A 24,183-nucleotide genomic window follows, 5' to 3' on the forward strand; every position below is an offset into this window, starting at 1 on the left:
ACGAAAGGACACGATTTCCGGGGCCGTGGACCCCGACGCCACCCGACCGTGTCGGGCAGTCGACCGTGGATGCACGCCGGATCCACGGTTTCCACACCCAATCCGAGACCGCTCAGGCCGGCACGCGGTCCGCGCGAAAGATTGAGGCTAACTGTTCTCAGTTACCGTTCGCCGTGCGCACGACACCGGGCGGGTTCGTGCCGAAGATTCCCGAACCGTCGAGCATCGGGCCGATCCAGTCCACCGACCGTCCCTGAAAGTCGTTGATGGCGTGGGTCTGCGTGGCCATCAGGTCGGTGAGGTACCGGCCGAAGGGGTGCTTGTTGTAGATACCGGTACCACCGGCGACGCGGTAGAGCTCGGTGCCGTAGCGGGCCGCCCGCGCCGGGATGTACGCCGACTGGAAACGGAACTCCTCCAAGCGTTCCGGGCTCACCTTGTTGCCACCGGCCGCCTCGGCGATCACCGCGCCGTAGTTCGCGTACAACCGGCCCTTGGCCTCGCTGACGAACGAGTACGCCTCGGCCAGGGCCAACGAGACCGCCGGGTTCACGCCCTTGCGGCCCTTGGCGCGGATGAAGTCGACCAGTGCGTCGGCCATGCCCTTGAGCGCACCGAGCGCGGTGGGGGCCTGGGTGGCACGCGAGAACACCTGGAAGAAGGGCAGTTCGAACAGCAGGCCGGTGTTCAGCGCCAGGCCCGGAGCGGTCCGGTCGTGCACCTCGTTCCAGGTCAGGCTGCGGTGGTCCGGGACGAAGGCGTCCTCGACGATGATGTCGTTGCTGCCGGTCGCGCGCAGACCCGACACGTCCCAGTTGTGGACGATCTCGTAGTCCTCGCGCGGCAGCAGCAGCACGTGGCTGCCGACGGGGCCGGGCCCGGGGGTGGGTTCGCCCTCGATGTTGGCGCCGAGCAGGGCCCAGTCGCAGTAGTCGCTGCCCGAGGAGAACGACCAGCGGCCCGACAGTCGGAAGCCGCCCTCGACGCGCTTGGCGATCTGCGGCGCGTACGGCGAGCTCACCAGGGTCTTCGGGTTCGACGACCACACCTCGGCCTGGGCGCGCTCGTCGAAGAAGCCGAGGTGGAAGTGGTGGATGCCCACCACGCCGAGCACCCAGCCGACGGAGGGATCACCCTCGGCGAGGATCGAGGTCACCTCGAACGACTCGATCGGCGAGAGCTCGTGGCCGCCGAAGGCCCGCGGCTGCAGCATCTGGAAGAAGCCGGCCCGCTGCAGATCGTCGATCGTCTCGGGGAGAATCCGGTCGTGCTGTGCCTGTCGTGCTGCACGCTCCTTGAGCGTCGGGACGAGGTCCCGGGCGCGCTGAACCATCAGCGAGGAGCTGAAGTCCCCCACCAGAAACGGGGTGATCTGGGAGATCATGGCGTCGTCCTGGTCCTGTCCGCCGCGGAGGGGGGCGAGAACGGTCTCGGTCATGGCTCGTTCCTTTCTTTCATCGGCCGGCGGCCGGGCGGTGCTGCCGCCGGGCACGATGGCGTGGTCAGCCCGCGACGGGACGGGGCTGTTCTGAGGAGGAGGTGTCGACCTCGCAGGCACGCTCGCGCAAGGTGGCGTCGGCCTTGAGGCGGTGCTTGGCGACCTTCCCGGTCGGGGTGAGGGGCATGTCCCGGGTGAACAGGACGTAGCGGGGCCGCTTGATGTGGGCCAGGCGGGTGCTGCAGAAGTCGGCGATCTCCTGCTCGGTCACCTCGGCGTCGTCCCGGGGTGTGACGACCACGAGGATGTCCTCGTCGCCCATCTCCGAGGGGACCCCGATCGCGGCCGCGAGCACCACCTGCGGATGCTCGGCGACGATCCGGTCGAGTTCGGCGCCGGAGATGTTCTCGCCGCGCCGCCGGATGATGTCCTTCTTGCGGGCGACGAAGTAGAACCAGCCGTCCTCGTCCTTGCGGACCAGGTCGCCGGTCTTGAACCAGTCGCCTTCGAAGGCGTCGGCGGTCTGCTCGGGTTCGCGGAAGTAGCCGAGCATCACCAGCGGGGTACGCACCCACAGCTCACCGACCGTGCCCTCGGGGACGTCGGCGCCGTTGTCGTCGACGATGCGGCACTCCGCCCAGGGACGCGACGGGTCGGGATGCCGGCACAACCGGCCCATACTGCCCGGCGAGGTCTCGCCGTCGTAGGGGGTGGCGAGGATGCCGGGGATCTCCGTCATGCCGTAACCGCCCACGAGGTGCGGCACGCCGAAACGGTCGCGGAACGCCTTCATGCTGGCGTGCCGGATGCCGTAGACCTTGCGCAGCCCGTGCTCGGGGACGTACTCGCTCTCGGGCCGGTTGAGCAGGATCGCGCTGATGGCCTCGATCATGTTGGTCTGCGTGGCACGCAGCCGCATGACCGTCGACCAGAAGCCCGAGGCGGAGAACTTCGGTTCCACCAGCAGCGCCGAACCGGCGGCGAGCGCACCGGCCACCGAGTAGAGCAGGCCGTTGACGTGGAACAGCGGGAGGATGGCCAGGACCCGGTCGTGGGGCTGCAACCGCACCCGCTCCACGAAGCCCTCCCCCGCGGCGATGACGCTCTTCTGCGAGTGCAGCACGCCCTTCGGGAAACCGGTGGTGCCGGAGGTGTAGATCATGACGCACGGGGCATCGGGATCACCGCCGAGCGGAATCGGATCGGAGGCGAGGAGGTGGTCGCCGAGCCGGGCGATCCACACCTCGTGGTCGACCTCGGCGCGGGCGGCCTCCGCGGTCGCCGCGGCGTGGTCGTCGCACAGCACGGCACCGGCGCCGGACTGGCGCAGGACGTAGGTGGCCTCCTCGACCTTGAAGTCGGGGTTGACCGGCACGAAGATCGCGCCGAGGCCGGCGGCGGCGATCAGCGCGAGCACGTGCCAGTCGCTGTTGCGGCCCATGACGAGCACCCGGTCGCCCTCCCCGACCCCGCGACCGCGCAGGTAGGCGGCCAGGCGACCGGCCGCGTCGAGGACCTGCGCCCCGGTCCGGAAGCGCTCGCCGCACACGAGCAGTTCGCGTTCGGGATCGACCTGCACGCGGCTGCGAACGAGACCGGGCAGGGTGCCGTCGTGCTCGGGGTAGAGCGCCAGCACTTCGGCCGGGGTGTAGGCGTCGGCCTCGAGGGTGGTCACTGCTGGGTCTCCTCCGGAGCCGAGTAGGGGATGCCCTCACGGGTGAGCTGCCAGATCTTCCGCGCCGAGGGCTCGTTGAACTCCTCGACCACGTGACCGAGCAGGCCGCCGGCGCGAGAGACCACGGCCATGCCGCGGGCCGCCTTCAGCGGGATGCCGATCTCGAGGAACAGGGCGGCGATCATGCCGGTGGCGTTGATGGTCAGGTGCCGGCCGCCGCGGGCGTCGTCGACCGCACGGCCGAGTGTCAGGAGCAGGTCGACGTACTGTCCCCGCAGGCCGTTGTCCTCGGCGATCTGCAGCAGCCGCAGCGCCCGCGGATCGTCCGGCTTGTGCAGGCGGTGCCCGAAGCCCGGGATCGCCTTCTTGGCGCCGACGAACTCCTCGGCGACCCGCTTGCAGTAGACCTGGGTGTCCTCGCCGCTGCGGATGCCCTCGACGAGGATCTCGGCGCAGCCCTCCATGGTGCCGGCGAAGACCGGGCCGACGGACAGCAGACCGGCGGCGATGGCGACCTGCACGTCGTCGGGCACGCTGTCGGCGACGAGGCGGGTGATGATCGAGGTCGGTACCCAGCCGTGCTCCATCAGCGTCACGAGGCAGGCGTCGAGCACGCGGGCCTCCTCGGCGGAGGGCATGCGGCCGACGGAGAGGAAGTAGATCATCTCCGTGAAGGAGCGGTGCCCCATCAGCTCGTCGCAGAGGTCCTTGCCGCGGACGGTGATCGACGACTCGTCGGAGGTCGCGATGTGCGTGACCGGCTGGCTCACTTGTCTTCTCCCGTATCGGTAGCGGTCGTGTCACCGACCAGTTCGTCGTGGTGGGCGTCGAGGGACGGCGCCTCGGTGCCGAAGCCCGCGCGGGTGCCGTTGATGCTCAGCGGCAGACCGGTGAGCTTGAGCCGCTCGTCGTCGGCCTCGAGGATCATCTGCATCGCGGCGGTCTGCGGGTGCTCGAGCACCTGCGGGATGGAGTTGATCGGGGCACAGGGCACGCCCGCCTTCTCGAGCTGCTCGATCCACTCGTCGACCGTGGCGCCCGCAACGATCTCGGAGATCATCGGCAGCAGCACCGGGCGGTTCTCGGTGCGGGCGGCGTTGGTGGTGAACCGCGGGTCGCTCGGCCATTCCGGGTGGCCCAGGGCACCGGCCAGCTTGACGAACAGGCGGTCGTTTCCGGCGGCGATGATGAACGGGCCGTCCGACGCCTCGAACGCGCCGTAGGGCGTGAGCGAGTTGTGGCCGGTGCCCACGCGCGGCGGGATCTTGCCGGTGGCGCCGTAGTCGGCGATGTGGCGGCCGGCCCAGTTGACGGCGGTCTCGAGCAGGGAGGTCCTGACCTCGCTGCCGAGGCCCGTCTCCTGGCGCTGCAGCAGGGCCGAGAGGATGCCGATCACCGACCACATGCCGGTGCCGAGGTCGACGACCGACGGCCCGACGCGCGAGGGCGGGCCGCTCGGGTCGCCGTTGATGGCGACCATGCCCGAGAAGGCCTGCAGGAGCGGCTCGTAGCCGGGTCGGTCCGCCATCGGGCCGGTGTGGCCGAAGGCCGACATCGAGCAGTAGATGAGGCGGGGGTTGACGGCCATGAGGGTCTCGGCGTCGGCCTTGAGCTTGTTCTCGACACCGGGGCGCAGGTTGTGGATGAAGACGTCGGCCTCGCGGATGAGATCGAGGAACGCCTTGTAGTCGTTCTCGTCGTCGAGGGAGAGAACCACGGACTTCTTGTTGCGGTTCATCATGTGGAAGCTCACCGAGCTGTCGCCGACGAAGGGCGGACCCCAGCCACGCGCGTCGTCGCCGCCGGGCTTCTCGACCTTGACGACGTCGGCGCCCAGATCGCCGAGGATCAACGAGGCGTACGGAGCGGCCAGGTTCTGGCCCATCTCCACGACCTTCAGTCCCGGGAGCATCCCGAGCGGAGTGTTCGCTCCGGCTTCCCGGTTGCTGCCGTCCTGCTGATTCTCCACAGCTTCCTCCTACGACTCGCGGCTCGGTCGCCCACGTCTTGCGCGACCTCCGTGTCGAGTTGTTGTTCTGTCAACAGCATCTTGACGAGATAGTTGTTGAGTTGTCAACACCACAGTCCGGTCCGATACGGATTCGTGTCTCACGACCGGAATCTGCTGGGGATCAACAAAAGAGCACGCCGACGCCGGCGATGGGGCCCGAAGACCACACCGCCGACGCCGGCGTTGTTACGAGGTACCCGTGCTCAGTGGGAGGACAGGGATTCCTTCGACCTGTCGGGGATGAGGAACGCGACGCCCAGGCTCACCAGAGCCATGACCATCAGGTACGGCGCGACCGCCATGACCGAGTCGAAGTTCTTGGTCAGCGCCTCGGCGATCGTCGGCGCGAAGGCGCCGCCGAAGACGGCACCGACCGCGTAGGCGAGCGACACACCGGACAGGCGGATCTTCGCCGGGAACATCTCGGCGAACAGCGCCGACTGCGGACCGTAGGTCAGGCCCAGCGGGATCGCCAGGGTCACCACCGCCAGGCCGGTGCCCAGCAGGGTGCCCGAGCTGAGCAGCCAGAACTGCGGCAGGAGCATCACGAACAGCATCGTGTAACCCACCCGGTAGACGATCGGGCGGCCCGCCCGGTCGCTCCACCACGCACCGATGTAGGTGCACGCGATCCACACCGCGGTGGCCGCGACGAGCCAGACGAGCACGTCGTTGCGCTCGAGCCCGTGCGTCTTGGTCGAGTACGCGAGGGCGAAACCACCGACGATCATGTACCCGGCGGCCATGTTGCCCACGACCGTGCCGGCCGCAGTGAGCACCGTGCCGAAGTTGTGGCGCACGAGCTCGCGCAGCGGGGTCTTGGCCGTCGCGTGCGCCTCCTCGAGCTGGGCGAAGACCGGCGACTCGGCGACCCGGGACCGCACGAAGTGACCCACGAGGACGAGCACGACCGAGAGCAGGAACGGGATACGCCAGCCCCAGTCGTCGAACGCCTCCTTGCCCACCACGGCGTTGACCACGGCCATCACGATGATGGCGAGCATCATGCCGAGCGGCATGCCCATCTGCGGGAACGCACCCATGCGCCCACGACGTCCGGGTCCGGCGTGCTCGACGGCGAGCATGGCCGCGCCGCCCCACTCGCCACCGGCCGACAGGCCCTGCAGGCATCGCAGCGCGATGAGCAGGATCGGGGCCGCGATGCCGATCGACGCGGCCGTCGGCAGCAGGCCGACCAGCGTCGTCGCCAGACCCATCAGGCCGAGGGTGAGCACGAGGACGATCCGCCGGCCGAAGCGGTCACCGAGGTAACCGCTGAGGATGGCGCCGAGCGGACGGAAGATGAAGCTCACGCCCGTCGTCGCGAGCGCGGTGAGCTGGCTCCACTGCCCCAGGCCACTGAAGAACAGCTCGCCGAAGACCAGGGCGGCGATCTGCGCGTAGACGAGGAAGTCGTACCACTCGACGGTGGTACCGACGAGCGTTGCGAACGCGACCCGGCGACGTTCCGCGTTCATACCCGACGTCGCACCGGTACCCGCCGGGACCGCGGTCTCGGCGAGTTCGGGTGTCCGGTTTGCTCCCATAGGAGTCCTCTCGAATGAGTGGGATTACGAAAGTCACCCCCGGCGAACGGACTTCGACGTGCGCGTACCCACCGGGAACGCCCACGGAATCGGTTCGACGCGATCCGGTGACCTGGACCACAACGGTGACGTACGACCCATTGACTTGTCAACACGGGTGCCCGATTTTCCCGCTTTCCTGGGCTTTCACGAGAGGTTGTTGACAAATCATCAAACCCCCGACACACTTCCGATCACCTGTTGACGACACAACAAACACGGTCGGATGTGGTCCCGAGCACGGAACGCGTCCGGCCGTCGGGGAGAGAGTGCAGACCGATGACTGTCACCGACGAACAAGGCACAACCGCCGCACGGTGCCCCGTGACCAGCGGCTTCAAGCCGTTCGATCACGACGGGACCTACGAGTTCCTCGCCGGTGCCCGCCGTGAAGCACCGGTCTTCTACAACCCGGAGACCGACTACTGGGTCGTGACCCGGCGCGAGGACGTCCTCGCGGTCTTCAAGGACACCGAGCGGTTCTCCGCCGCGAACGTGCTGACCTCGCTCAAGCCCTACCCCGAGGAACTCACCCGTTTCCTCGCGGAGAACGACTTCACCGTCGAACCGGTGCAGTCCAACACCGACCGGCCCCGGCACACCCGGATCCGGCAGAGCGCCGGCCAGTTCCTCAACCCCCGCCGCTACCGCGAGATCGAACCGCGCGTCCGTGCCCTGGTCCAGGACTACATCGCGGACCTGCGCGAGCGGGCCGCCCGCGGTGAGGACGAGGTCGACATCGTCGCCGCGCTCACCCACGAGATGCCCGCCCGCGTGGTGTTCATGCTGCTCGGCGTCGACGATGTGGACCCGCTGCAGATCAAGCGCTGGGCACTCAACCGCGCCACCATGATCTGGGGCAAGCTCACCGAGCAGGAGATGATCGACGCCGGTCACGAGCTCAACGACTTCTTCCAGTTCTGCCGGCGGATCGTCGAGGACCGCAAGGTCTCCCCGCGCGACGACTACCCCAGCAAACTGCTGGAACTGCGTGACGGCGACGACGAGATCCTGACCGAGAACGAGATCGTCTGCCTGGTCTTCGCCCTGCTGCTCGCCGGTCACGAGGCCGTCACCAACGGCCTGACCATCAGCATCCTCACCCTCCTCGAACACCGCGAGGCCTGGGAGGAGCTGGTCGCCGATCCGACCCTGATCCCCAAGGCGATCGAAGAGGTCCTGCGGCACAGCACGCCCGTCATGACCTGGCGGCGGCTCGCCCTCGAAGACGTCGAACTGAGCGGCGTCACCATCCCGGCCGGCGCCAAGGTGCTGCTCAGCCTGGCGTCCGCCAACCACGACGAGGACCGGTTCGACAACCCCGAGGTCTTCGACATCCACCGTCCCAACTCCCGGGAACATCTGTCCTTCGGCTACGGCATCCACGTGTGCATGGGCGCTCCCCTGGCACGTGCCGAACTGAAGATCGTTCTCGAAGAACTCGTCAGCGCCTTCCCCGGCATGAGCCTGGTCGAAGGTCAACAACTCGATTGGACCCCGACGATGGCCCACCGCGGCCCGCTGAGTCTGAAGGTCCGGCTTGGAGGTTCCGAAAATGGCTGAGGTCACCTGGATCGCCGACGGCGAGCGCATCACCGCGGACGTCGCCGACGGCATCAACCTGATGGAGGCCGCCGTCGCCAACGGCGTGCCCGGCATCGTCGGCGAGTGCGGCGGCGGCATGATGTGCGCGACCTGCCACGTCTACGTCGAGTCCGAGCACGCCACCGGCGAGCCCGGTCCGGTCGAAGAGGACCTGCTCGAGTTCGCCGAGGTCCCGCGCCGGGCCACCAGCCGGCTGAGCTGCCAGATCGTCGCCCGCCCCGAGATCGACGGCATCGTCGTCGAAGTGCCCTCGGCCTGAGAGGCACCGTCATGAACCACGGAACCGTCATCGTCGGTGGCGGACAGGCGGGTCACACCACCGCCACGGCGCTGCGTGCCGCCGGATACGACGCCCCGATCACCGTGATCGGCGACGAACCGGCCGTCCCCTACCAGCGCCCGCCCCTGTCCAAGCGCTACCTGCTGCGCGAGATCGGGCCGGAGCACCTGGCTCTCGGCGGCCGCGCACCGGAGGTCGAGCTGCGCACCGGCGAGCGGGTCACGGCCATCGACGTCGACGCCCGGGTGGTCGTGTGCGAGGGGGGCACGAAGGTGCCCTACGACAATCTCGTGATCGCCACCGGCACGCGTGCCCGCCGGCTGCCGGAACCGCTGGCCGGCGGACTCACCGGAGTACACGTGCTGCGCACCCTCGCCGACGCCGACGCCCTGGCGGCCTCGCTCGCCGATGCGAAGTCGGTGCTCGTCCTCGGCGGAGGCTTCATCGGGCTCGAATTCGCCGCCGTGGCAGCGCGTCTCGGACGCAAGGTCACGGTCGTCGAGCGGGGCCGGATACTCCAGCGCGCCGTCAGCGAGCAGGTCTCCGAGCACCTTCGGTCCGTGCACCTCGGCAACGGGGTCGAGTTCCTCGAAGGCCACGAACTCGAACGGTTCGACGACGTGGACGGCCGCGTGGTGGCGGGCGTGACGACGGACGGCACCCGCGTCGACGCCGACCTGGTACTGGTCGGGATCGGCGCCGAACCGGTCGCCGAGCTCGCCGCCGAGGCCGGCGTCCGGGTCGACAACGGCATCACCGTCGACGAACTCGGCCGCACCAGCGCACCGGACGTCTACGCCGTCGGCGACTGCGCGAACTTCGCGTGGCGCGGTGGACGGCTGCGGCTCGAATCGGTGCAGAACGCCGAGTACATGGCCAAGGCCGCCGCGGCCCACATCGCCGGCCGCGACGTCCCGCCGCGCCCCGCTCCGTGGTTCTGGTCCGACCAGTACGACGTGAAACTGCAGATCGCCGGCCTGCTCGACGGCGGCGGCGACAGCGTCGTGACCCGGCGGACCGAGGACGGCAGCGGATTCTCCCTGTGGCACTACCGCGGTGACGAGCTGCTCGCCGTGGAGGCCCTCAACGACCCGGGCTCGTTCCTGACGGCCCGACGGCTGATGGATCGCGGCATCAGTCCCGCACGACACATCGTGGCGAACGAAAGCCTCGGGATCCGAGACATCGCCGCACAAGCAATGGAGGCAGCATCATGATCGAGACCTTCGATCCTCCCTTGGCGGATTCCAATTCCGCCATCAGCCGGCTTCGTGTCCCCCTCGAGAAGTCGATCCATCTGGACAAGGACTTCTTCCACAACCGGCCCGGTCCGGCCTTCGGCCAGCTGAAGCTCGGCCCCTTCGACAACGACCTCACGGTGCAGGCTGCCGCGGAACCGATCGGCACCCGGGTCATCGTGCACGGCAACATCACCGACAGCGCCGGCGTGCCCGTCAAGCACGCTCTCGTGGAGATCTGGCAGGCGAACTCCGCCGGTGGCTACCGCGACTCCCTGGACGTGTCCGGCTTCCCGCTCGACCCCAACTTCTACGGTGCGGGCCGCTGCCTGACCGACGCCCGCGGCTACTACCGGTTCACGACGATCCGTCCGGGGCCGTACCCGGCGATGTTCAAGGACGGTGCACGCGTCTGGCGGGCCTCGCACATCCACTTCTCGGTACTCGGCGCCGGCTGCTCGAGCCGCCTGATCACCCAGATGTACTTCGAGGGCGATCCGCTGATCCGCATGGACCGCATGATCAACGCCATCCCCGACCGGCGCGGCCAGGAACGCCTGATCGCCAAACTCGAACCCGAGAACTCCATCTCGGAGTCCTTCGGTCCCTCCCGCACCCTGCCCACCGTCGACGGCAGCGGCGCCGTCATCTACCCGCCCAAGCGCACCGATCCGGGTGCACAGCTCACCAAGAACCCCTCCGCGTTGTGCTACCGCTTCGATGTCGTGCTGCGCGGTTCCGCCCAGACACCGTTCGAGTGAGGGATGCTCCGATGATCATCACACCTGCCCAGACCTGCGGTCCCCTCTTCGGATTCGCACTGACACCCCGCGGGATCACCGAGACCGTCCCGGAGGACCACCCCGAGGCGATCGTCATCGAGGGCACGGTCTACGACGGTGCGGGTGAGCACGTCGACTACGGCGCGTTCCTCGAGTTCTGGAGCGACGAGCAGGCCTGCCGCGTGCGCACTCTCGAAGGCCGCTTCCGCACCGTCGTCCGCAAGCCCGCCCCCGTCACGCTCGCCGACGGTCATACGCTCGCACCGCAGTTGGGAATCTTCATCTTCACCCGCGGCCTGTCCGGCCCGCTGGTGACCAAGATGTACTTCCCCGACGAGACCGAGGCCAACGCCGCCGACGCGATCCTGCAGCAGGTGCCCGAGCACCGTCGGCCGGTGCTCGTCGCCGAGACCACCGACACGGAACGCCATCTGCGGTACGACATCCGGCTGCAGGGCGAGCGCGAATCGGTGTTCTTCTCCCTCGACTGAACGGGTTCGCACCCTCCTCCCCCGAACAGAAAGTGTTCTCCCCCATGGAAGACAATCTCCTCGTCGAGCGTCAGGGTCACGTCCTGGTGCTCACCCTCAACCGCCCGAAGAAGCTCAACGCGATGGACAGCGCGCTGTACATCCGCCTGACCGACGAGCTGCGCGGGGCCGACAAGGACGACGACATCCGGGCCGTGGTCATCCGCGGCGCGGGCGGCTCCTTCTGCTCCGGCGCCGACACCGGTGAGTTCGCCGAGCTCACCCCGGACAACACCGAACGCGTCGAGGCGCGTGCCGGGCTGACCTACGAGCTGCACAAGACCATCCCCGAGATCTCCAAGCCCGTCATCGCCGCGATCCACGGCTACGCCGTCGGCGGCGGTTGCGGTCTGGCGCTGGCCTGCGACATCACCATCGCCTCGGCCAACGTGAAGATGGGCTACCCCGAGATCAAGCACGGCCTCGTCGCCGCCGTGGTGATGGCCAACCTCACCAAGCAGCTCGGCCGCAAGGCCGGCTTCGAACTGGTCGCCACCGGTCGCCTCGTCGGCGCCGAGGAGGCCGCGAAGCTGGGCATGGTCACCCGCGTCGTGCCCGAGGGCGAGGAGTACGCCGAGGCCCTGAAGGTCGCGCAGGCACTGTCCGAGCAGATCCCCACCTCCCTGCAGGCCACCAAGCGCCTCTACCAGCAGGTCGCCGACCTCCCGCTGTCGGAGGGCCTCGTCCGCGGTCGCCAGGCCAACGAGGAGATGCGCGAGTACCGTGCCGAGGCGCTCAAGGACTTCGGCGCCTCGGTCAAGGCAGCGAAGGCAGGCTGAGTCACACCATGACGGATCCGACCACCGCGGGGCAGCCCGTCCCGTTCACGCACGTCGTCGAGGACACGCTGCGCGTCAGCGATCTCGACTTCCAGCGGCACATGGGGAACACCGCCTTCACCCAGGTGTTCGCGAACGCCCGCTTCGCCTTCCTGTCCGACGAGGTCCGGCCGATCGTCGGATTCGACGTCATCCTCGCGCTGGTCAAGCTGGACGTGGAGTTCAAGGGGCAGGTCCACTACCCCGCCGTGCTCCGCACCGGCACCCGCCTCGAGAAGGTGGGCCGTACCTCGATGACCCTGCTGCAGGAGATGTCGGTGGACGGCCGTGTGGTCGCGACCTCCCGGTCGGTGTTCGTGCACACCGACCGGGCCAGCGGGAAGTCGATCCCGTGGCCGGACGCCGTCCACGAGCTCGCCTCCCCCGTCCTCGCAGAAACCGCGGCGGTCCCGTCATGAGCGTCACCACGCTCGACCCGGCGACCTTCCGCCACGTACTGGGGCACCACCCCACCGGCGTCGCAGTCGTCGCCGGTCTCGATCCCGACGGCCAACCCGTCGGGCTCACCGTGGGAACCTTCACCTCGGTCTCCCTCGATCCGCCGCTGGTCGGTTTCCTCCCCACCCGGGAGTCGGCCAGCTTCGCGGAGATCCGCAAGGCAGGACGTTTCACCGTGAACGTCCTCGCGCACGACCAGGAGCACATCTGCCGGGCACTGGCGCGCCCTGCCGGTACCAAGTTCGACGGACTCGACTGGACGCCTTCCGGCAACGGCTGCCCTCTGCTGCCCGACGTCGTGTGCAGCATCGACTGCGAACTGGAGTCCTGCACCCCCGCCGGTGACCACTACTTCGTCACCGGCGCGGTGCAGGACCTGCGGATCCACCGGTCCGCCGCACCGCTGCTCTTCTTCCGCGGTGGATTCGGCAGCTTCACGGGAATCGATCGGGAGGCCACCGCGACCCGGTAGACCGTCCCGAACGGAAGTGAAGTACGGAAGACCCCCCGATGCGCCCTCGGCGCCCGGGGGGTCTTCCGCATGCCCGGGATCCACGGAATCCGTTGCTGCAGAACGGGGCAGGAGTTCCCGTTCCGGTCGCCGGCGCGCACCGCCCCACACCCCGAAGGCCCGTGCCGGACGGTTCCGGCACGGGCCTTCGGGGGTGGATTCGGATCAGGCCGAAGCGGTCGCCTCGGGGCTGATCAGCGCCGCGACGACGCTGCGGGCGTCCTCCACGGACGCCAGATCGGCGGTCATGTGCTCGAGCGCACGAACCTGCTCGTCGGACAGGCTCCAGGGGGCGTATCCGACGCAGTCGCCGAAGGCCTGGGCCTGCTCCTCGAGCGTGAGGGGGTTGCCGGGATAACCCGGGCCGATCTCCAGCTCGCGCACCCACGTCCCACCGGACTTCGTCCGCATCTCGACGCGCGACGACGAGTGCCCGGTCAGTTCCGGATCGAAGTGCACGGCGATCCGCGACATCATCTCGGAACCGTCGAGTTCCGCGACCCGCTCGGGCTCGAAGTGCTCGAGCAGGGACGCCCCGCGCACGAGGGCGTTCGCGCACGTGTACTGGGCGCTGAACTGCGCGTTGACCCGGGGCTTGGTGCCCGGCTCGAACGGCTTGCCGATCAGGTTGTAGGCGAACGACGGCAGGAAGATGTCGACGTGCTCGATGTCGTCCTTCGAGAAGGACTCCAGCGCGAGCAGAGCCGACTCCGTGACGCCCTGCGTGAGACCGCAGCTCGGATACTTCTTGAAGAAGATCCCGTCGAGGTGGTACTCCTGCCCGAGCCCCACGACGAAGGACTCCGGGGTCCGCTCGCCGTGGGCGTAGAGCTCGGCGTAGCCGAACGGGCCGGAGATGTAGTGGTCGGGGCCGGTGAGTCCCGCCAGTGCGAACTGGACGCTCTGGACGGCGGTTTCAGCGGTCCAACCCTGGATCAGCCGCACTGCCAGGGAGGCGTCGACGTTGCTCTGGAAGCTCGCCGCACACCGGTTGAACGACAGCGCCAGCGCGTGGAGGGTCTGCCCGGTGTCGAGGCCCGCGGCGCGCGCCGCGGCAGCGGTGGCGGCCATGAGACCGGCGACGCCGGTGGGGTCGAGACCGGCGTACTGCTCCTCGGTGAGGTTGAACCGGACCCCGGCCTCGAGACCGACGGCCAGCGCGGTGAGCAGTTCCGCGCCGCTGCATCCGCCGCGCAGTTCCGCGGCGGCCAGGGCCGCGGGCACGACGGACGAGCCCATGTGCAGACCCGGGACCATCGTGTCGCAGTAGTCCAGGGCACGCGCCATGGTGCCGTTGAGCAGCGCGGCACTGCGGGCGGGCAGCGGATCGCCGTGGACGAACGAACGCGCCTCGGCACGCCCGCCCTGGGCGACGACCAGCTGCCGCAGTTCGGCGATTCCGTCCTGCGCGGCACCGGCGATCGCGGTGCCGCACACCGTGCGCAGCACCTGGTGGGTGACCGCCCGCACGTCCTCGGGAACGGCGGTGAGCGGCGTCTCGGCGACGAACCGTGCCATCCGCTGTTCCGGGGACTCCGGGATCTCGTGTGCGTCCGGAGCGGGACGCGTTGCGGTGTCGATACTCATGGAATTCCTCAGGACTGGGGCAGGGCCTTGGACGCGGTCCGTCCCACCGTGGCGACGCTGACCAGGCCGACGACGGCGACCAGGATCACCCATCCTGCCGGACTGGTGTCCGAGCCGGTGCGCTGGACCAGCATCTCGGCGATGAGGGGTGCGGTGCCACCGGCGATGATGGTGCCCAGGTTGTAGCCGAGCGCGATGCCGGTGTAGCGCACGTTCGTCGGGAACAGCTCGGCCGCGAGGGCGTAGGTGGGCACCTGGACGAAGCCGTTGAAGAACATGTAGACGACGTAGACCCCGATGGCCAGGGCGATGCTGCTCGTCGTGGACAGGATCGAGAAGGCCGGCCAGGCGACGAGCGCCAGCGCGACGTAGCCGATCATCAGCACCGGCTTGCGGTCGAACCGGTCGGAGAGCAGACCGGGCAGCGGGAAGGTCACGACCGCGATGGCGATACCGGCGGCCGCGATCCACGCGATCGCGGTGGGCGAGATGTTCCCCTTGCGCTGCAGGAAGATTCCGAAGTAGGTCAGGCCGATGTAGACCGTGCCGTTGAGGGCGACCGACATGCCGAGCACGCGGAGCACGGACAGCGGGTGGCTGCGGATGACGGCGGCGAGCGGCCGCTTCTCCACGGTCTTGCCCTCGAGGCTCTCCTCCAACGCCCGGAACTGTGGGCTGTCCTCGAGCCGCAGACGTCCCCACAGGGCGAGCGCCGCGAAGACGACGGAGATCAGGAACGGGATGCGCCATCCCCAGGACTGCATCTGCTCGGGCGTCAGGCCCAGGCGGACCACACCGACGACTGCCGCGGCCACGGCGAAGCCGAAGGTGGCGCCCATGGCCGTCGAGCTGCCGTAGACGCCGCGACGGCCCGCGGGTGCGAGCTCGGCGACGTAGGTGGCGGCACCGCCGACCTCACCGCCGGCGGCGAAGCCCTGGACGAGGCGCACGATGACGATCGCGACCGTCGCGGAGATGCCGATGTCGAGATAGGTGGGCAGCAGGCCCATCGCGATGCAGGCGACCGACATCAGCAGCACGGTCGCGACGAGGGCGAAGCGGCGACCGCGCCGGTCGCCGAGTATCCCGAAGAACCAGCCGCCGAGGGGGCGGACCAGGTACGAGGATGCGAAGACCGCCAGCGCCGACAGTGTCGCGGTGGCGGGGTCCTGTTCGGGGAAGAACAGCGGTGCGAGCGTCAGGGCGAGGAAGCCGTAGACGCTGAAGTCGTAGTACTCGATGACCGTGCCGACGCCGCCGGCGAAGGCGGCCCGACGTGCCATGGCCGGGTTTCCACCCGTCCCGGCCTCCTTTTCGGTGAGTTCACCGCTGGTGGTCATATTCCTCCTAGCCCTAGGACCACTGAGTGGTCGCCAAGAACCACAGAACGGTCTGTGTCATGCGTCACGCATCGAATCACGTTGGTCTTGACAAGTCAATACGGCTCCAGAATCCATCAGACGGATTGAACAAACCGTATAGTGGATCTAGAGTGGCAGGCATGACACAGGCATCGACGGGCACGGACGGCGGCGTCCGGAGCGTGGCCCGCGCGTTCGATCTGCTCAACGGATTCGACGCCGAGCATCCGGTCCGGACGCTGCGCGAACTCGTCGAGCTCAGCGGCCTGCCCAAGTCGACGGTGGTGCGCCTGCTGGGCACGCTCACCTCGCAGGGCCTCGTCGCGAACCGGGGCGACTCGACCACCTACAGCGTCGGCCCCGCCTTCCTGCGCTGGGTCGCGCTGGCCGATGCGATGTGGGAGGTCGGCGCCGAGGCGCGGCAGCTGATGACGGACCTGCGCGACCGTTGCGGCGAGACCGTGAACATCTACATCCGCCAGGACCTGCACCGTGTGTCGATCGCCCAGGTCGAGGGCACCACGACGGTCCGCAGCGTGGTGCAGGTCGGCGAGCGGTACCCGCTCGTCGCCGGCGCCGCCGGCCGCATCCTGCTCGGCGGGTGCCCGGACGAGGTCCTCGACACGCTGGCCGAGCAGGAGGGCGCGACGGACCTGCGCAACGGCGCCGCCGGCGCCCGGGAGGTGGGATACGCGATCACCCACGGCGACCGGGAACTCGGCGCCTCCGCCGTCGCCGCGCCGATCGTGTCCGCCGACGGGCGCGTCCTCGCCGCCCTGTCCATCAGCGGACCCACGTCGCGGTTCACCGCCGACCGGGTCGCGCGCTACGTCGACGCCGTAACAGACACCGCCCGCCAGATCAGTGCTGTCGGGCTCGGAACCGTGGAGGCATTCCTGTGACCACCGACCTGCTCGAGGGCGTGCGCGTCCTCGACATGACCAATGTCCTGGCCGGGCCGTTCGCCGGCTACCAGCTGGCACTCCTCGGCGCCGACGTCGTGAAGGTGGAGACCACCGGCAGCGGCGATCTCGCACGCCAGCTGGGCGCCGATCCCGACCTGAGCGCCGAGTACATGGGCGTGTCCTTCCTCGCCCAGAACTCCGGCAAGCGCTCCGTCACGGTGAACCTCAAGACCGCCGGCGGCAAGGAGGTCTTCGAGCGGTTGCTCGCCGAGGCCGACGTGCTGCTGGAGAACTTCCGGCCCGGCGTTCTCGAGCGGCTCGGCTTCGGCTGGGAGCGCCTGCAGGAGATCAACCCCCGCCTGATCTACTGCGCGGTCTCCGGTTTCGGTGCCACCGGTCCGCTGAGCGGCCGCCCCGCCTACGACCAGGTGATCCAGGGCATGTCGGGCATCATGAGCGTCACCGGCGACGCCGAGTCCGCTCCCCTGCGCGTCGGCTACCCCGTCTGCGACAGCTTCGGCGGGCTCGCCGCCGCCATGGCCGTGTGCGCCGCCATCGTCCGGCAGCGCCGCACCGGCCGCGGCGCCTATCTGGACACGTCCATGCTGGACGCCGCACTGACCTCCATGGGCTGGGTGGTCTCCAACCACCTCGTGACCGGTAAGGAACCGGTACCCATGGGCAACGAGAACATGACCTCCGCCCCCTCGGGCGCCTTCCGGACCGCCGACGGTGTCCTCAACATCGCCGCGAACAAGCAGGAGCAGTTCGAGATCCTGTGCAAGGTGCTCGGGCGGGAGGAGCTGATCTCCGACCCCCGTTTCGTCACCCGCGAGGACCGCAAGCGCAACCGCTACATTCTGCGCGACGAACTCGAGATCTCGCTCGAGCAGAAGAGCGCGGCCGAGTGGGACGAACTCCTCCTCGACACCGGTGTTCCGGCCGCCCCGGTCGTGCCGGTGTCGGAATCCCTCCGCTCCGAACAGATCCGGCACCGGAAGCTGGTCACCGAGGTGGAGATGCCGGTCGGAGACGCCGACACCGTCCAGGTGCTCGGCCTTCCCACCCACGTCGACGGCCGGGCCGTCGGCCCCGCCACCCGCCCGCCGACCCTGGGCGAGCACACCGACGAGATCCTGTCCGAGATCGGTTTCAGCGCAGACCAGATCGCAGACTTCCACCGGGAGGGCGCAGTATGAGCACCACATCCACAGTGACCGAACAGAATTCGCAGCAGTCGGCGATCTCGCCGGCCCGCGCCGCCGCCCTGGCCGCGGTCGACTCGCAGAAGTCGGCCGACTGGTGGAGCACCGCGGTCTCCGACATCGAACCCGACGTGATCCGGTTCCGCGGCTACCCCATCCAGGACCTCATCCGGCATGCCACCTTCGTCGAGACCATCTGGACGATGGTGCGCGGCACGGCCCCCACCCGCGCCGAGGCCGCCCTGCTCGAGAAGGCCCTCGTCGCCGCGGTCGACCACGGCCCCCAGGCCCCCTCGATCGCCGCGGCCCGCATGGCCGCGACCTGCGGTGTCGGACTCCACGGCGCGATGTCGACCGGTGTCGGCCTGCTCGGTGACGTCCACGGCGGCGCCGGCCAGCAGTGCGTCGAGTTCCTGCAGCGGCTCGTGGCCCGGGCCGAGGGCGGTGACCTCGCCGAGGCCGTCGCGGCCGAGATCGCCGCGTACCGCGAACGCCGGGCCTACGTCCCCGGTTTCGGGCACCGCTTCCACACCCGCGACCCCCGGCGCGATCCGCTGCTCGAGGCGGTGCAGGACGCCGTCGACGCCGGTGTCGTGTCCGGCCGCTACCTGGCCGCGGCGCTCGAGCTCGAGGCCCAGCTCTCCGCGGGCCGTACCCGCCCGGTCCCGATGAACATCGACGGCGCGACCGCCGTCATCTACGCCGAACTCGGGTTCAGCGCCGAGCTCGCGCGCGGCCTGTTCATCCTGTCCCGGTCGGTGGGCGTGCTCGCCCACAGCTGGGAGGAATCGCAGAGCGGCCGCCGCATCAAGGGCCCGATGCCGCCCCCGCTGCTCCCCACCTACACCGGATATCCCGAACGCGCCTGGGGTGCAGACGATTCCGGGACGGCACCGTCGGAGGTCCCCGCCGAGTGAGCACCGACAGGACCGACCCGTTCGGGTCGCTGCGGACACTGCCGGTCGAGGACGCGACCGGCGCCCCGCTGTACTACCACAGCCTGGCCGAGGCCGAGGCGGGCGGCGCGGGACCGATCGCCGACCTGCCCTGGTCGCTGCGGACGCTCGCCGAAGGGGTCCTGCGTCACCAGGGACACCCGCAGGCGACGCCCGAGCACGTCCGGGCCATCACCCGGCGCGACACGTCCGCCGCGATCCCGTTCTTCCCCGGCCGGGTGCTGTTCCAGGACGCCTCCGGCATCCCCGTGCTGGCCGACATGATCACCCTCCTCGAGCGGGCCCGGGCCGAAGGCCTGGACACCGCCGCGCTCGAGCCGGCGCTGCCCCTCGACCTCGTCGTGGACCACGCCCTCGAGGTCGACGAGTACGGCAGTTCCGTTGCGGCCGAGAAGAACATCGATCTGGAGTACGCGCGGCACCGGGATCGCTACCGGTTCCTGCGCTGGGCCCAGGACCGCCTGCCCGGCCTACGGGTGGTGCCGCCCGGCACCGGCATCTGCCACCAGCTCAACCTCGAGGTGCTCGCCCCCGTGGTGACCACCGTCGAATCCGGTGACCGTCACGTCGCCGCCCTCGACATGCTGGTCGGCACCGACTCGCACACCACCATGATCAACGCCCTGGGCGTGACCGGCTGGGGTGTCGGCGGCATCGAGGCCACCGCGGCCGCGCTGGGCCAGGCCGTCATGATCCGCGTCCCCCGCGTCGTCGGCGTCGAGCTCACCGGACGGCTCGCACCGGGGGTGTTCGCCTCCGATCTGGCACTGACCCTCGCCGAGAAGCTGCGCGCCCTGAACGTCGTCGGCGCCGTCGTCGAGTTCTACGGCCCCGGCCTGTCGGCGCTGTCGGTGCCCGACCGCGCGACCGTCGCCAACATGGCCCCCGAGTACGGGGCGACCATGGCCTGGTTCCCCGCCGACCGCCGGACCATCGCCTACCTGGCCGCCACGGGCCGCTCCCCCGAGCGCGTCCACCTGGCCGAGCAGTACCTGAAGGCGCAGGGCCTGTTCCACACCGAGGACAGCCCCGCCCCCCGGTTCGAGACCACGCTGTCGCTCGATCTGGGCAGAATCGCGACCACCCTCGCGGGCCCGTCCCGGCCGCACGACGCGCTGACGTTGTCCGAGGTGCCCACCTCCGCGGGCGAGAACGCCTCCGGCACCGGTGATTCCGCGTCGCCGAAGGACGGTGACATCGCGATCGCCGCCATCACCAGCTGCACCAACACCTCGAATCCGCGTTCCCTCGTGGCGGCGGGTCTGCTGGCACGCAACGCGGTCGCGGCCGGACTGCGGCCCCCGGCGTGGACGAAGACCTCGTTCACCCCCGGTTCGCGGGCCGCGGCGGACCTGCTGGCCTCCGCGGGACTGCAGGAACACCTGGACCGGCTCGGTTTCCAGGTCGCGGGTTTCGGATGCGGAACGTGCATGGGCAATTCCGGGCCGCTCGGCCCGGTGCCGGCCGCCTCCGACCGGACCGAGGGCACGGCCCTGGCGGCGGTGCTGTCCGGCAACCGCAACTTCACCGGCCGCATCCACCCGGCGGTGGCGCACGCCTACCTCGCCTCACCCGCGATGGTCGTGGCGTACGCGCTGGCCGGGAACGTCCGTGTGGACCTGACGAACGACCCCGTCGGGCACCGTGAGGACGGCACGGCCGTCACCCTTGCCGATCTGTGGCCGTCCGACGAGGAGATCGACGCGCTGCTCGCCGAGCACGAGTCCGCCGCCCTCGGCCGCGGTGCGCAACGGGAGCTGACCACCGCCCGCTGGCAGGAACTCGAGTACCCGCGCGGGGAGCACTACCAGTGGGACGGGGAGTCCGGCAGCATCCGGCGTCCCCCGTTCACCGATCCCGAGCTGACCTCGCCCACCCTCACCGGCGACCTGACCGCCCGACCCCTGCTGGTCCTCGGGGACGCGGTGACCACCGACCACATCTCGCCGGTGGCGCGGGTGCTCCCCGACTCCGCCGCGGGCCGGTGGCTGCGCGAGCGCGGTGTCGACGAGCGGTCGCTGGGCACCTTCAGCTCCCGTCGTCTCAACCACGACGTGATGATCCGGGGCGGCTTCGCCAACACCCGGCTCGTCAACCTGCTGGTGCCCGAGAAGCAGGGCGGCTGGACCCGCACCGCCCCCGGCACGGAACCGGTGCCCGTGCACGAGGCCGCCGAATACCACCGCAGCCAGGGCACCCCGGTCGTGGTGGTCGCCGGCGAACTCTACGGCGCCGGATCGGCACGCGACTGGGCCGCGAAGGTGACCCGCCTGCTCGGCATCCGTGCGGTCCTCGCCCGGAGCTTCGAACGCATCCACCGCACCAATCTGGTTGCAATGGGCGTACTTCCGATCCAGTGGGAGGGTCCCGCTCCCGAAAGCTTCGACGGCAGCGAGGAGATCGATCTGCTCGGCCTGTCGGAGCTCGGCTCCACCACCGAGATCACCGTCCGTGTCCGCCGCAACGGCGAGATCCTGTGGAAGGACACGGCGACCTGCCGCATCGACACTCCCCTGGAATGGGAGTGGCTGCGCGCGGGGGGACTGTTCGGCCACCTGCTCACCCAGCAGGCGAACCGGCAACGTGCGACGACGGAGCGGAACCCGCTCGGCTAGCACCGTCTCACCGGAAGGATCGAGGGGCGTTCTCCACCGGGAACGCCCCTCGGTGCGTCTCGGCGTCCGGTCTCAGGAACGCCCGGCGTAGGAGGCGACGCGGCGCGCCCGGGCGAGCAGGGGACGCAACTCGGGTGCGCCGCGGCCGTCACCGGTGTCCGCCCACCGCAACGTGAAACGTTCCCGCAGCAGCGCGGACCGCAGCGCCGCGGTGACGCCGGGGAGCCGCCCCCGGCCCCGGATCCCGAGGGTACCGACGGCCAGCACCACGACCGGCAGGAAGACCCAGACGAGCAGCGGCACCACGCTCACGAGCGCGTCGACCGAACTCTCCCCGTCGAGGACGGCCCAGACGATCCCACCCGCGACCACGAGGTAGAGGGTGCCTCCCACCGCGACGGCCAGCACCGCGCCGACGTACCGGTGGAGCAACCAGCACCGCACCGTCCAGGGCACGAGCACGACGGCCATGAGCACCACGATCGCCGACACGATCGCGGCACCGACGATGTCGTCGAGGGTGAGGACCGGTTCGCCACCCGTGCCGTCGCCGAGCGCCACGGCGGGCAACAGTGCGACAGCGGTGGTGACGGCGGTCAGGAGCACCAGTTCCAGGGTGCACATCAGGAAGGGGCGCGTGGCCGCCCGCGGGTCGCGGGGCCGCAACCGCGCCGCCGTCACGAGCAGTTCGCGCCGGCGCAACAGGGAATTCTCGCGGAGCAGCATGCGACGGACCCCGCCGCCGCGCCGGGTGGCGAGGAAAAGGTCCTGGCTGAGGACCACGATGACGAACACCGCAGGGAACAGCAGCAGCGCGGCCAGATCCACCGAGTGCGGCATCCCGTCGAGCAGGGCGGCGACGAAGGTCATCGTCGCGCCCACCCCGAAGACGGGCCCGCACAGTTCGAGATGTTCGGTGCGCAACGCCTCGGTGATGCGCGGTGAGCCGTCCTCGGCGACGACCGGGCCGATGGACCAGGCGATGATGTTGAGTGCGATCACCAGGGCCGCGAGCACACCGAGCACGGAGGCGGCCTCCCCCATCGACAGCGTCGTGAGCACGCCGCTGCGCTCGGGTGTGGTGTGGTCGCCGACGAGTTCGTCGGTGCGGTGGACGACGGCGTGGAGCAGCTGGGGTGCGAGCGCCACCGGCACGTAGGCGAGTGCCGATCCGAACACGAGCGTCCAGACGCGGCGCCAGAACCGCCGGCGGGCGTGCGCCACGCTGCGACCGGAAGCTGTGGTGGTCACGACCGGCCCTCCTCCTCGACACCGACTGCTGCTACGAACTGTGACACGAACGGTAGCGTGGCACGTCGCGGATCCGGTACAGACACGACACGGGACGTCCGATGCGGACGTCCCGTGTCGTGTGGGAGAAGCCGAAGGTCAGGCGCGAGCCTTCTGCAGGTTCTCGTCGAGTGCTGCGAGGAACTCCTCGGTGGTCAGCCAGCCCTGCTCCGGGCCGACGAGCAGTGCGAGGTCCTTGGTCATCTGGCCGCTCTCGACGGTCTTGATGACGACGTCCTCGAGCTGCTGCGCGAACTCGATCACCTCGGGGGTGTTGTCGAGCTTGCCGCGGTGCTCGAGGCCGCGGGTCCAGGCGAAGATCGACGCGATCGGGTTGGTCGACGTCGGCTTGCCCTGCTGGTGCTGACGGTAGTGCCGGGTCACGGTGCCGTGAGCGGCCTCGGCCTCGACGGTCCGGCCGTCCGGGGTCATCAGCACGGAGGTCATCAGGCCCAGCGAGCCGTAGCCCTGCGCGACGGTGTCGGACTGGACGTCGCCGTCGTAGTTCTTGCAGGCCCAGACGTAGCCACCCTCCCACTTGAGGGACGAGGCGACCATGTCGTCGATGAGGCGGTGCTCGTAGGTCAGGCCGGCGGCCTCGAACTCGGCCTTGAACTCTTCCTCGTAGATCCGCTGGAACTCGTCCTTGAACATGCCGTCGTAGGCCTTGAGGATCGTGTTCTTGGTGGAGAGGTAGACCGGGTAGTTGCGCTGCAGACCGTAGGAGAAGGAGGCACGCGCGAAGTCCTGGATGGACTTCTTGTAGTTGTACATGCCCATCACGACGCCGCCGTCCTCGGGGATCTGGCAGACCTCGTGCTGAATCGGCTCGCTGCCGTCCTCCGGCGTGAAGGTGATGGTGACGGTGCCGGGCCGGTCGACCTTGAAGTCGGTGGCGCGGTACTGGTCGCCGAAGGCGTGACGGCCGACGACGACGGGCTTGGTCCAGCCGGGGACCAGGCGCGGAACGTTCGAGATAATGATGGGCGCGCGGAAGATGGTGCCGCCGAGGATGTTTCGGATGGTGCCGTTGGGCGACCGCCACATCTTCTTCAGGCCGAACTCCTCGACACGTGCCTCGTCGGGAGTGATGGTGGCGCACTTGACGCCGACGCCGTGCTTCTTGATGGCGTTCGCAGCGTCGATGGTGACCTGGTCGTCGGTCGCATCGCGATGCTCGATGCCGAGGTCGTAGTACTCGAGATCCACATCCAGGTACGGGTGGATCAGCTTGTCTTTGATGAACTGCCAGATGATGCGGGTCATCTCGTCGCCGTCGAGTTCGACGACCTTACCCTCAACCTTGATCTTGGACATATGCGCTTCGTGTC

21 protein-coding genes are annotated in these 24,183 nt (G+C 69.4%); 12 read left to right on the forward strand and 9 right to left on the reverse strand.

All coding sequences use genetic code 11. The features are described from left to right. Positions 1–157 precede the first annotated feature (157 nt). The 5 genes from OED52_RS14690 to OED52_RS14710 all read right to left on the reverse strand — a co-directional run bounded on the left by OED52_RS14690 (position 158) and on the right by OED52_RS14710 (position 6,671). On the reverse strand, positions 158–1,438 hold the full coding sequence (locus tag OED52_RS14690) for an acyl-CoA dehydrogenase family protein (RefSeq protein ID WP_264151595.1): 1,281 nt from the start codon (positions 1,436–1,438) through the stop codon (positions 158–160). A 64-nt stretch (positions 1,439–1,502) separates the two neighbouring features. Next, positions 1,503–3,113 (reverse strand): class I adenylate-forming enzyme family protein, encoded by a 1,611-nt coding sequence (locus OED52_RS14695; protein WP_264151596.1) that lies wholly within the window; start codon positions 3,111–3,113, stop codon positions 1,503–1,505. Continuing rightward, positions 3,110–3,883 carry a citryl-CoA lyase gene (locus tag OED52_RS14700; RefSeq protein ID WP_264151597.1) on the reverse strand — a complete coding sequence of 258 codons (774 nt, stop codon included), beginning with the start codon at positions 3,881–3,883 and terminating at the stop codon, positions 3,110–3,112. The genes OED52_RS14695 and OED52_RS14700 overlap by 4 nt, the downstream gene beginning before the upstream one ends. Next, positions 3,880–5,082 (reverse strand): CaiB/BaiF CoA transferase family protein, encoded by a 1,203-nt coding sequence (locus tag OED52_RS14705; protein ID WP_264151598.1) that lies wholly within the window; start codon positions 5,080–5,082, stop codon positions 3,880–3,882. Before OED52_RS14705 ends, OED52_RS14700 begins: the two co-directional genes overlap by 4 nt. Positions 5,083–5,327: 245 nt before the next feature. Then, complete coding sequence (locus OED52_RS14710) at positions 5,328–6,671, reverse strand: MFS transporter (protein ID WP_264151599.1); 1,344 nt, start codon at positions 6,669–6,671, stop codon at positions 5,328–5,330. Positions 6,672–7,034: 363 nt separating this feature from the next. Here OED52_RS14710 and OED52_RS14715 point away from each other — a divergent pair, with 363 nt between their 5' ends. Genes OED52_RS14715 through OED52_RS14750 form a run of 8 tightly spaced genes read left to right on the forward strand, consistent with a single transcriptional unit; the run spans position 7,035 to position 12,894 of the window. Then, on the forward strand, positions 7,035–8,273 hold the full coding sequence (locus OED52_RS14715) for a cytochrome P450 (RefSeq protein ID WP_264151600.1): 1,239 nt from the start codon (positions 7,035–7,037) through the stop codon (positions 8,271–8,273). Then, complete coding sequence (locus OED52_RS14720; RefSeq protein ID WP_264151602.1) at positions 8,266–8,574, forward strand: 2Fe-2S iron-sulfur cluster-binding protein; 309 nt, start codon at positions 8,266–8,268, stop codon at positions 8,572–8,574. Before OED52_RS14715 ends, OED52_RS14720 begins: the two co-directional genes overlap by 8 nt. Positions 8,575–8,585: 11 nt before the next feature. Further along, on the forward strand, positions 8,586–9,812 hold the full coding sequence (locus OED52_RS14725) for an NAD(P)/FAD-dependent oxidoreductase (protein WP_264151603.1): 1,227 nt from the start codon (positions 8,586–8,588) through the stop codon (positions 9,810–9,812). Beyond that, positions 9,809–10,594 carry a dioxygenase family protein gene (locus OED52_RS14730; RefSeq protein ID WP_264151604.1) on the forward strand — a complete coding sequence of 262 codons (786 nt, stop codon included), beginning with the start codon at positions 9,809–9,811 and terminating at the stop codon, positions 10,592–10,594. Before OED52_RS14725 ends, OED52_RS14730 begins: the two co-directional genes overlap by 4 nt. 11 nt (positions 10,595–10,605) lie before the next feature. Next, positions 10,606–11,106: a peptidase associated/transthyretin-like domain-containing protein gene (locus OED52_RS14735; RefSeq protein ID WP_264151605.1), complete on the forward strand. Its 501-nt coding sequence runs from the start codon at positions 10,606–10,608 to the stop codon at positions 11,104–11,106. Positions 11,107–11,150: 44 nt separating this feature from the next. Further along, positions 11,151–11,924: an enoyl-CoA hydratase/isomerase family protein gene (locus OED52_RS14740; protein WP_264151606.1), complete on the forward strand. Its 774-nt coding sequence runs from the start codon at positions 11,151–11,153 to the stop codon at positions 11,922–11,924. An 8-nt stretch (positions 11,925–11,932) separates the two neighbouring features. Next, complete coding sequence (locus tag OED52_RS14745) at positions 11,933–12,382, forward strand: acyl-CoA thioesterase (RefSeq protein WP_264151607.1); 450 nt, start codon at positions 11,933–11,935, stop codon at positions 12,380–12,382. Further along, positions 12,379–12,894 (forward strand): flavin reductase family protein, encoded by a 516-nt coding sequence (locus tag OED52_RS14750; RefSeq protein WP_264151608.1) that lies wholly within the window; start codon positions 12,379–12,381, stop codon positions 12,892–12,894. The genes OED52_RS14745 and OED52_RS14750 overlap by 4 nt, the downstream gene beginning before the upstream one ends. A gap of 204 nt (positions 12,895–13,098) precedes the next feature. Here the strand turns inward: OED52_RS14750 and OED52_RS14755 are convergent, their stop codons facing one another. Beyond that, positions 13,099–14,520, reverse strand: a complete 1,422-nt coding sequence (locus tag OED52_RS14755) for an MmgE/PrpD family protein (protein WP_264151609.1) — start codon at positions 14,518–14,520, stop codon at positions 13,099–13,101. A gap of 8 nt (positions 14,521–14,528) precedes the next feature. Beyond that, positions 14,529–15,860: an MFS transporter gene (locus OED52_RS14760; RefSeq protein WP_264151610.1), complete on the reverse strand. Its 1,332-nt coding sequence runs from the start codon at positions 15,858–15,860 to the stop codon at positions 14,529–14,531. 161 nt (positions 15,861–16,021) lie between these two features. On the opposite strand from OED52_RS14760, the gene OED52_RS14765 reads away from it, so the two are divergent. Genes OED52_RS14765 through acnA form a run of 4 tightly spaced genes read left to right on the forward strand, consistent with a single transcriptional unit; the run spans position 16,022 to position 21,562 of the window. Next, the gene (locus tag OED52_RS14765; RefSeq protein WP_264151611.1) at positions 16,022–16,783 is read left to right on the forward strand and encodes an IclR family transcriptional regulator; all 762 of its coding nucleotides are present in this window, start codon (positions 16,022–16,024) and stop codon (positions 16,781–16,783) included. Beyond that, on the forward strand, positions 16,780–17,985 hold the full coding sequence (locus OED52_RS14770; protein ID WP_264151612.1) for a CaiB/BaiF CoA transferase family protein: 1,206 nt from the start codon (positions 16,780–16,782) through the stop codon (positions 17,983–17,985). Before OED52_RS14765 ends, OED52_RS14770 begins: the two co-directional genes overlap by 4 nt. Before the next feature lie 14 nt (positions 17,986–17,999). After that, positions 18,000–18,908 (forward strand): citryl-CoA lyase, encoded by a 909-nt coding sequence (locus OED52_RS14775; RefSeq protein ID WP_264151613.1) that lies wholly within the window; start codon positions 18,000–18,002, stop codon positions 18,906–18,908. Then, positions 18,905–21,562, forward strand: a complete 2,658-nt coding sequence (gene acnA / locus OED52_RS14780) for an aconitate hydratase (RefSeq protein ID WP_264151614.1) — start codon at positions 18,905–18,907, stop codon at positions 21,560–21,562. Before OED52_RS14775 ends, acnA begins: the two co-directional genes overlap by 4 nt. A 72-nt stretch (positions 21,563–21,634) precedes the next feature. Here the strand turns inward: acnA and OED52_RS14785 are convergent, their stop codons facing one another. Continuing rightward, entirely contained in the window at positions 21,635–22,813 is a 1,179-nt protein-coding gene (locus tag OED52_RS14785) for a hypothetical protein (RefSeq protein WP_264151615.1), read from the reverse strand. A 138-nt stretch (positions 22,814–22,951) separates the two neighbouring features. Then, a complete protein-coding gene (locus tag OED52_RS14790) occupies positions 22,952–24,169 on the reverse strand; it encodes an NADP-dependent isocitrate dehydrogenase (RefSeq protein WP_264151616.1) in 1,218 nt (405 codons plus the stop codon). Between the last annotated feature and the right edge of the window lie 14 nt (positions 24,170–24,183).

Source organism: Rhodococcus sp. Z13 (assembly GCF_025837095.1).
In the GTDB taxonomy this organism is placed as follows: Bacteria; Actinomycetota; Actinomycetes; order Mycobacteriales; family Mycobacteriaceae; genus Rhodococcus; species Rhodococcus sacchari.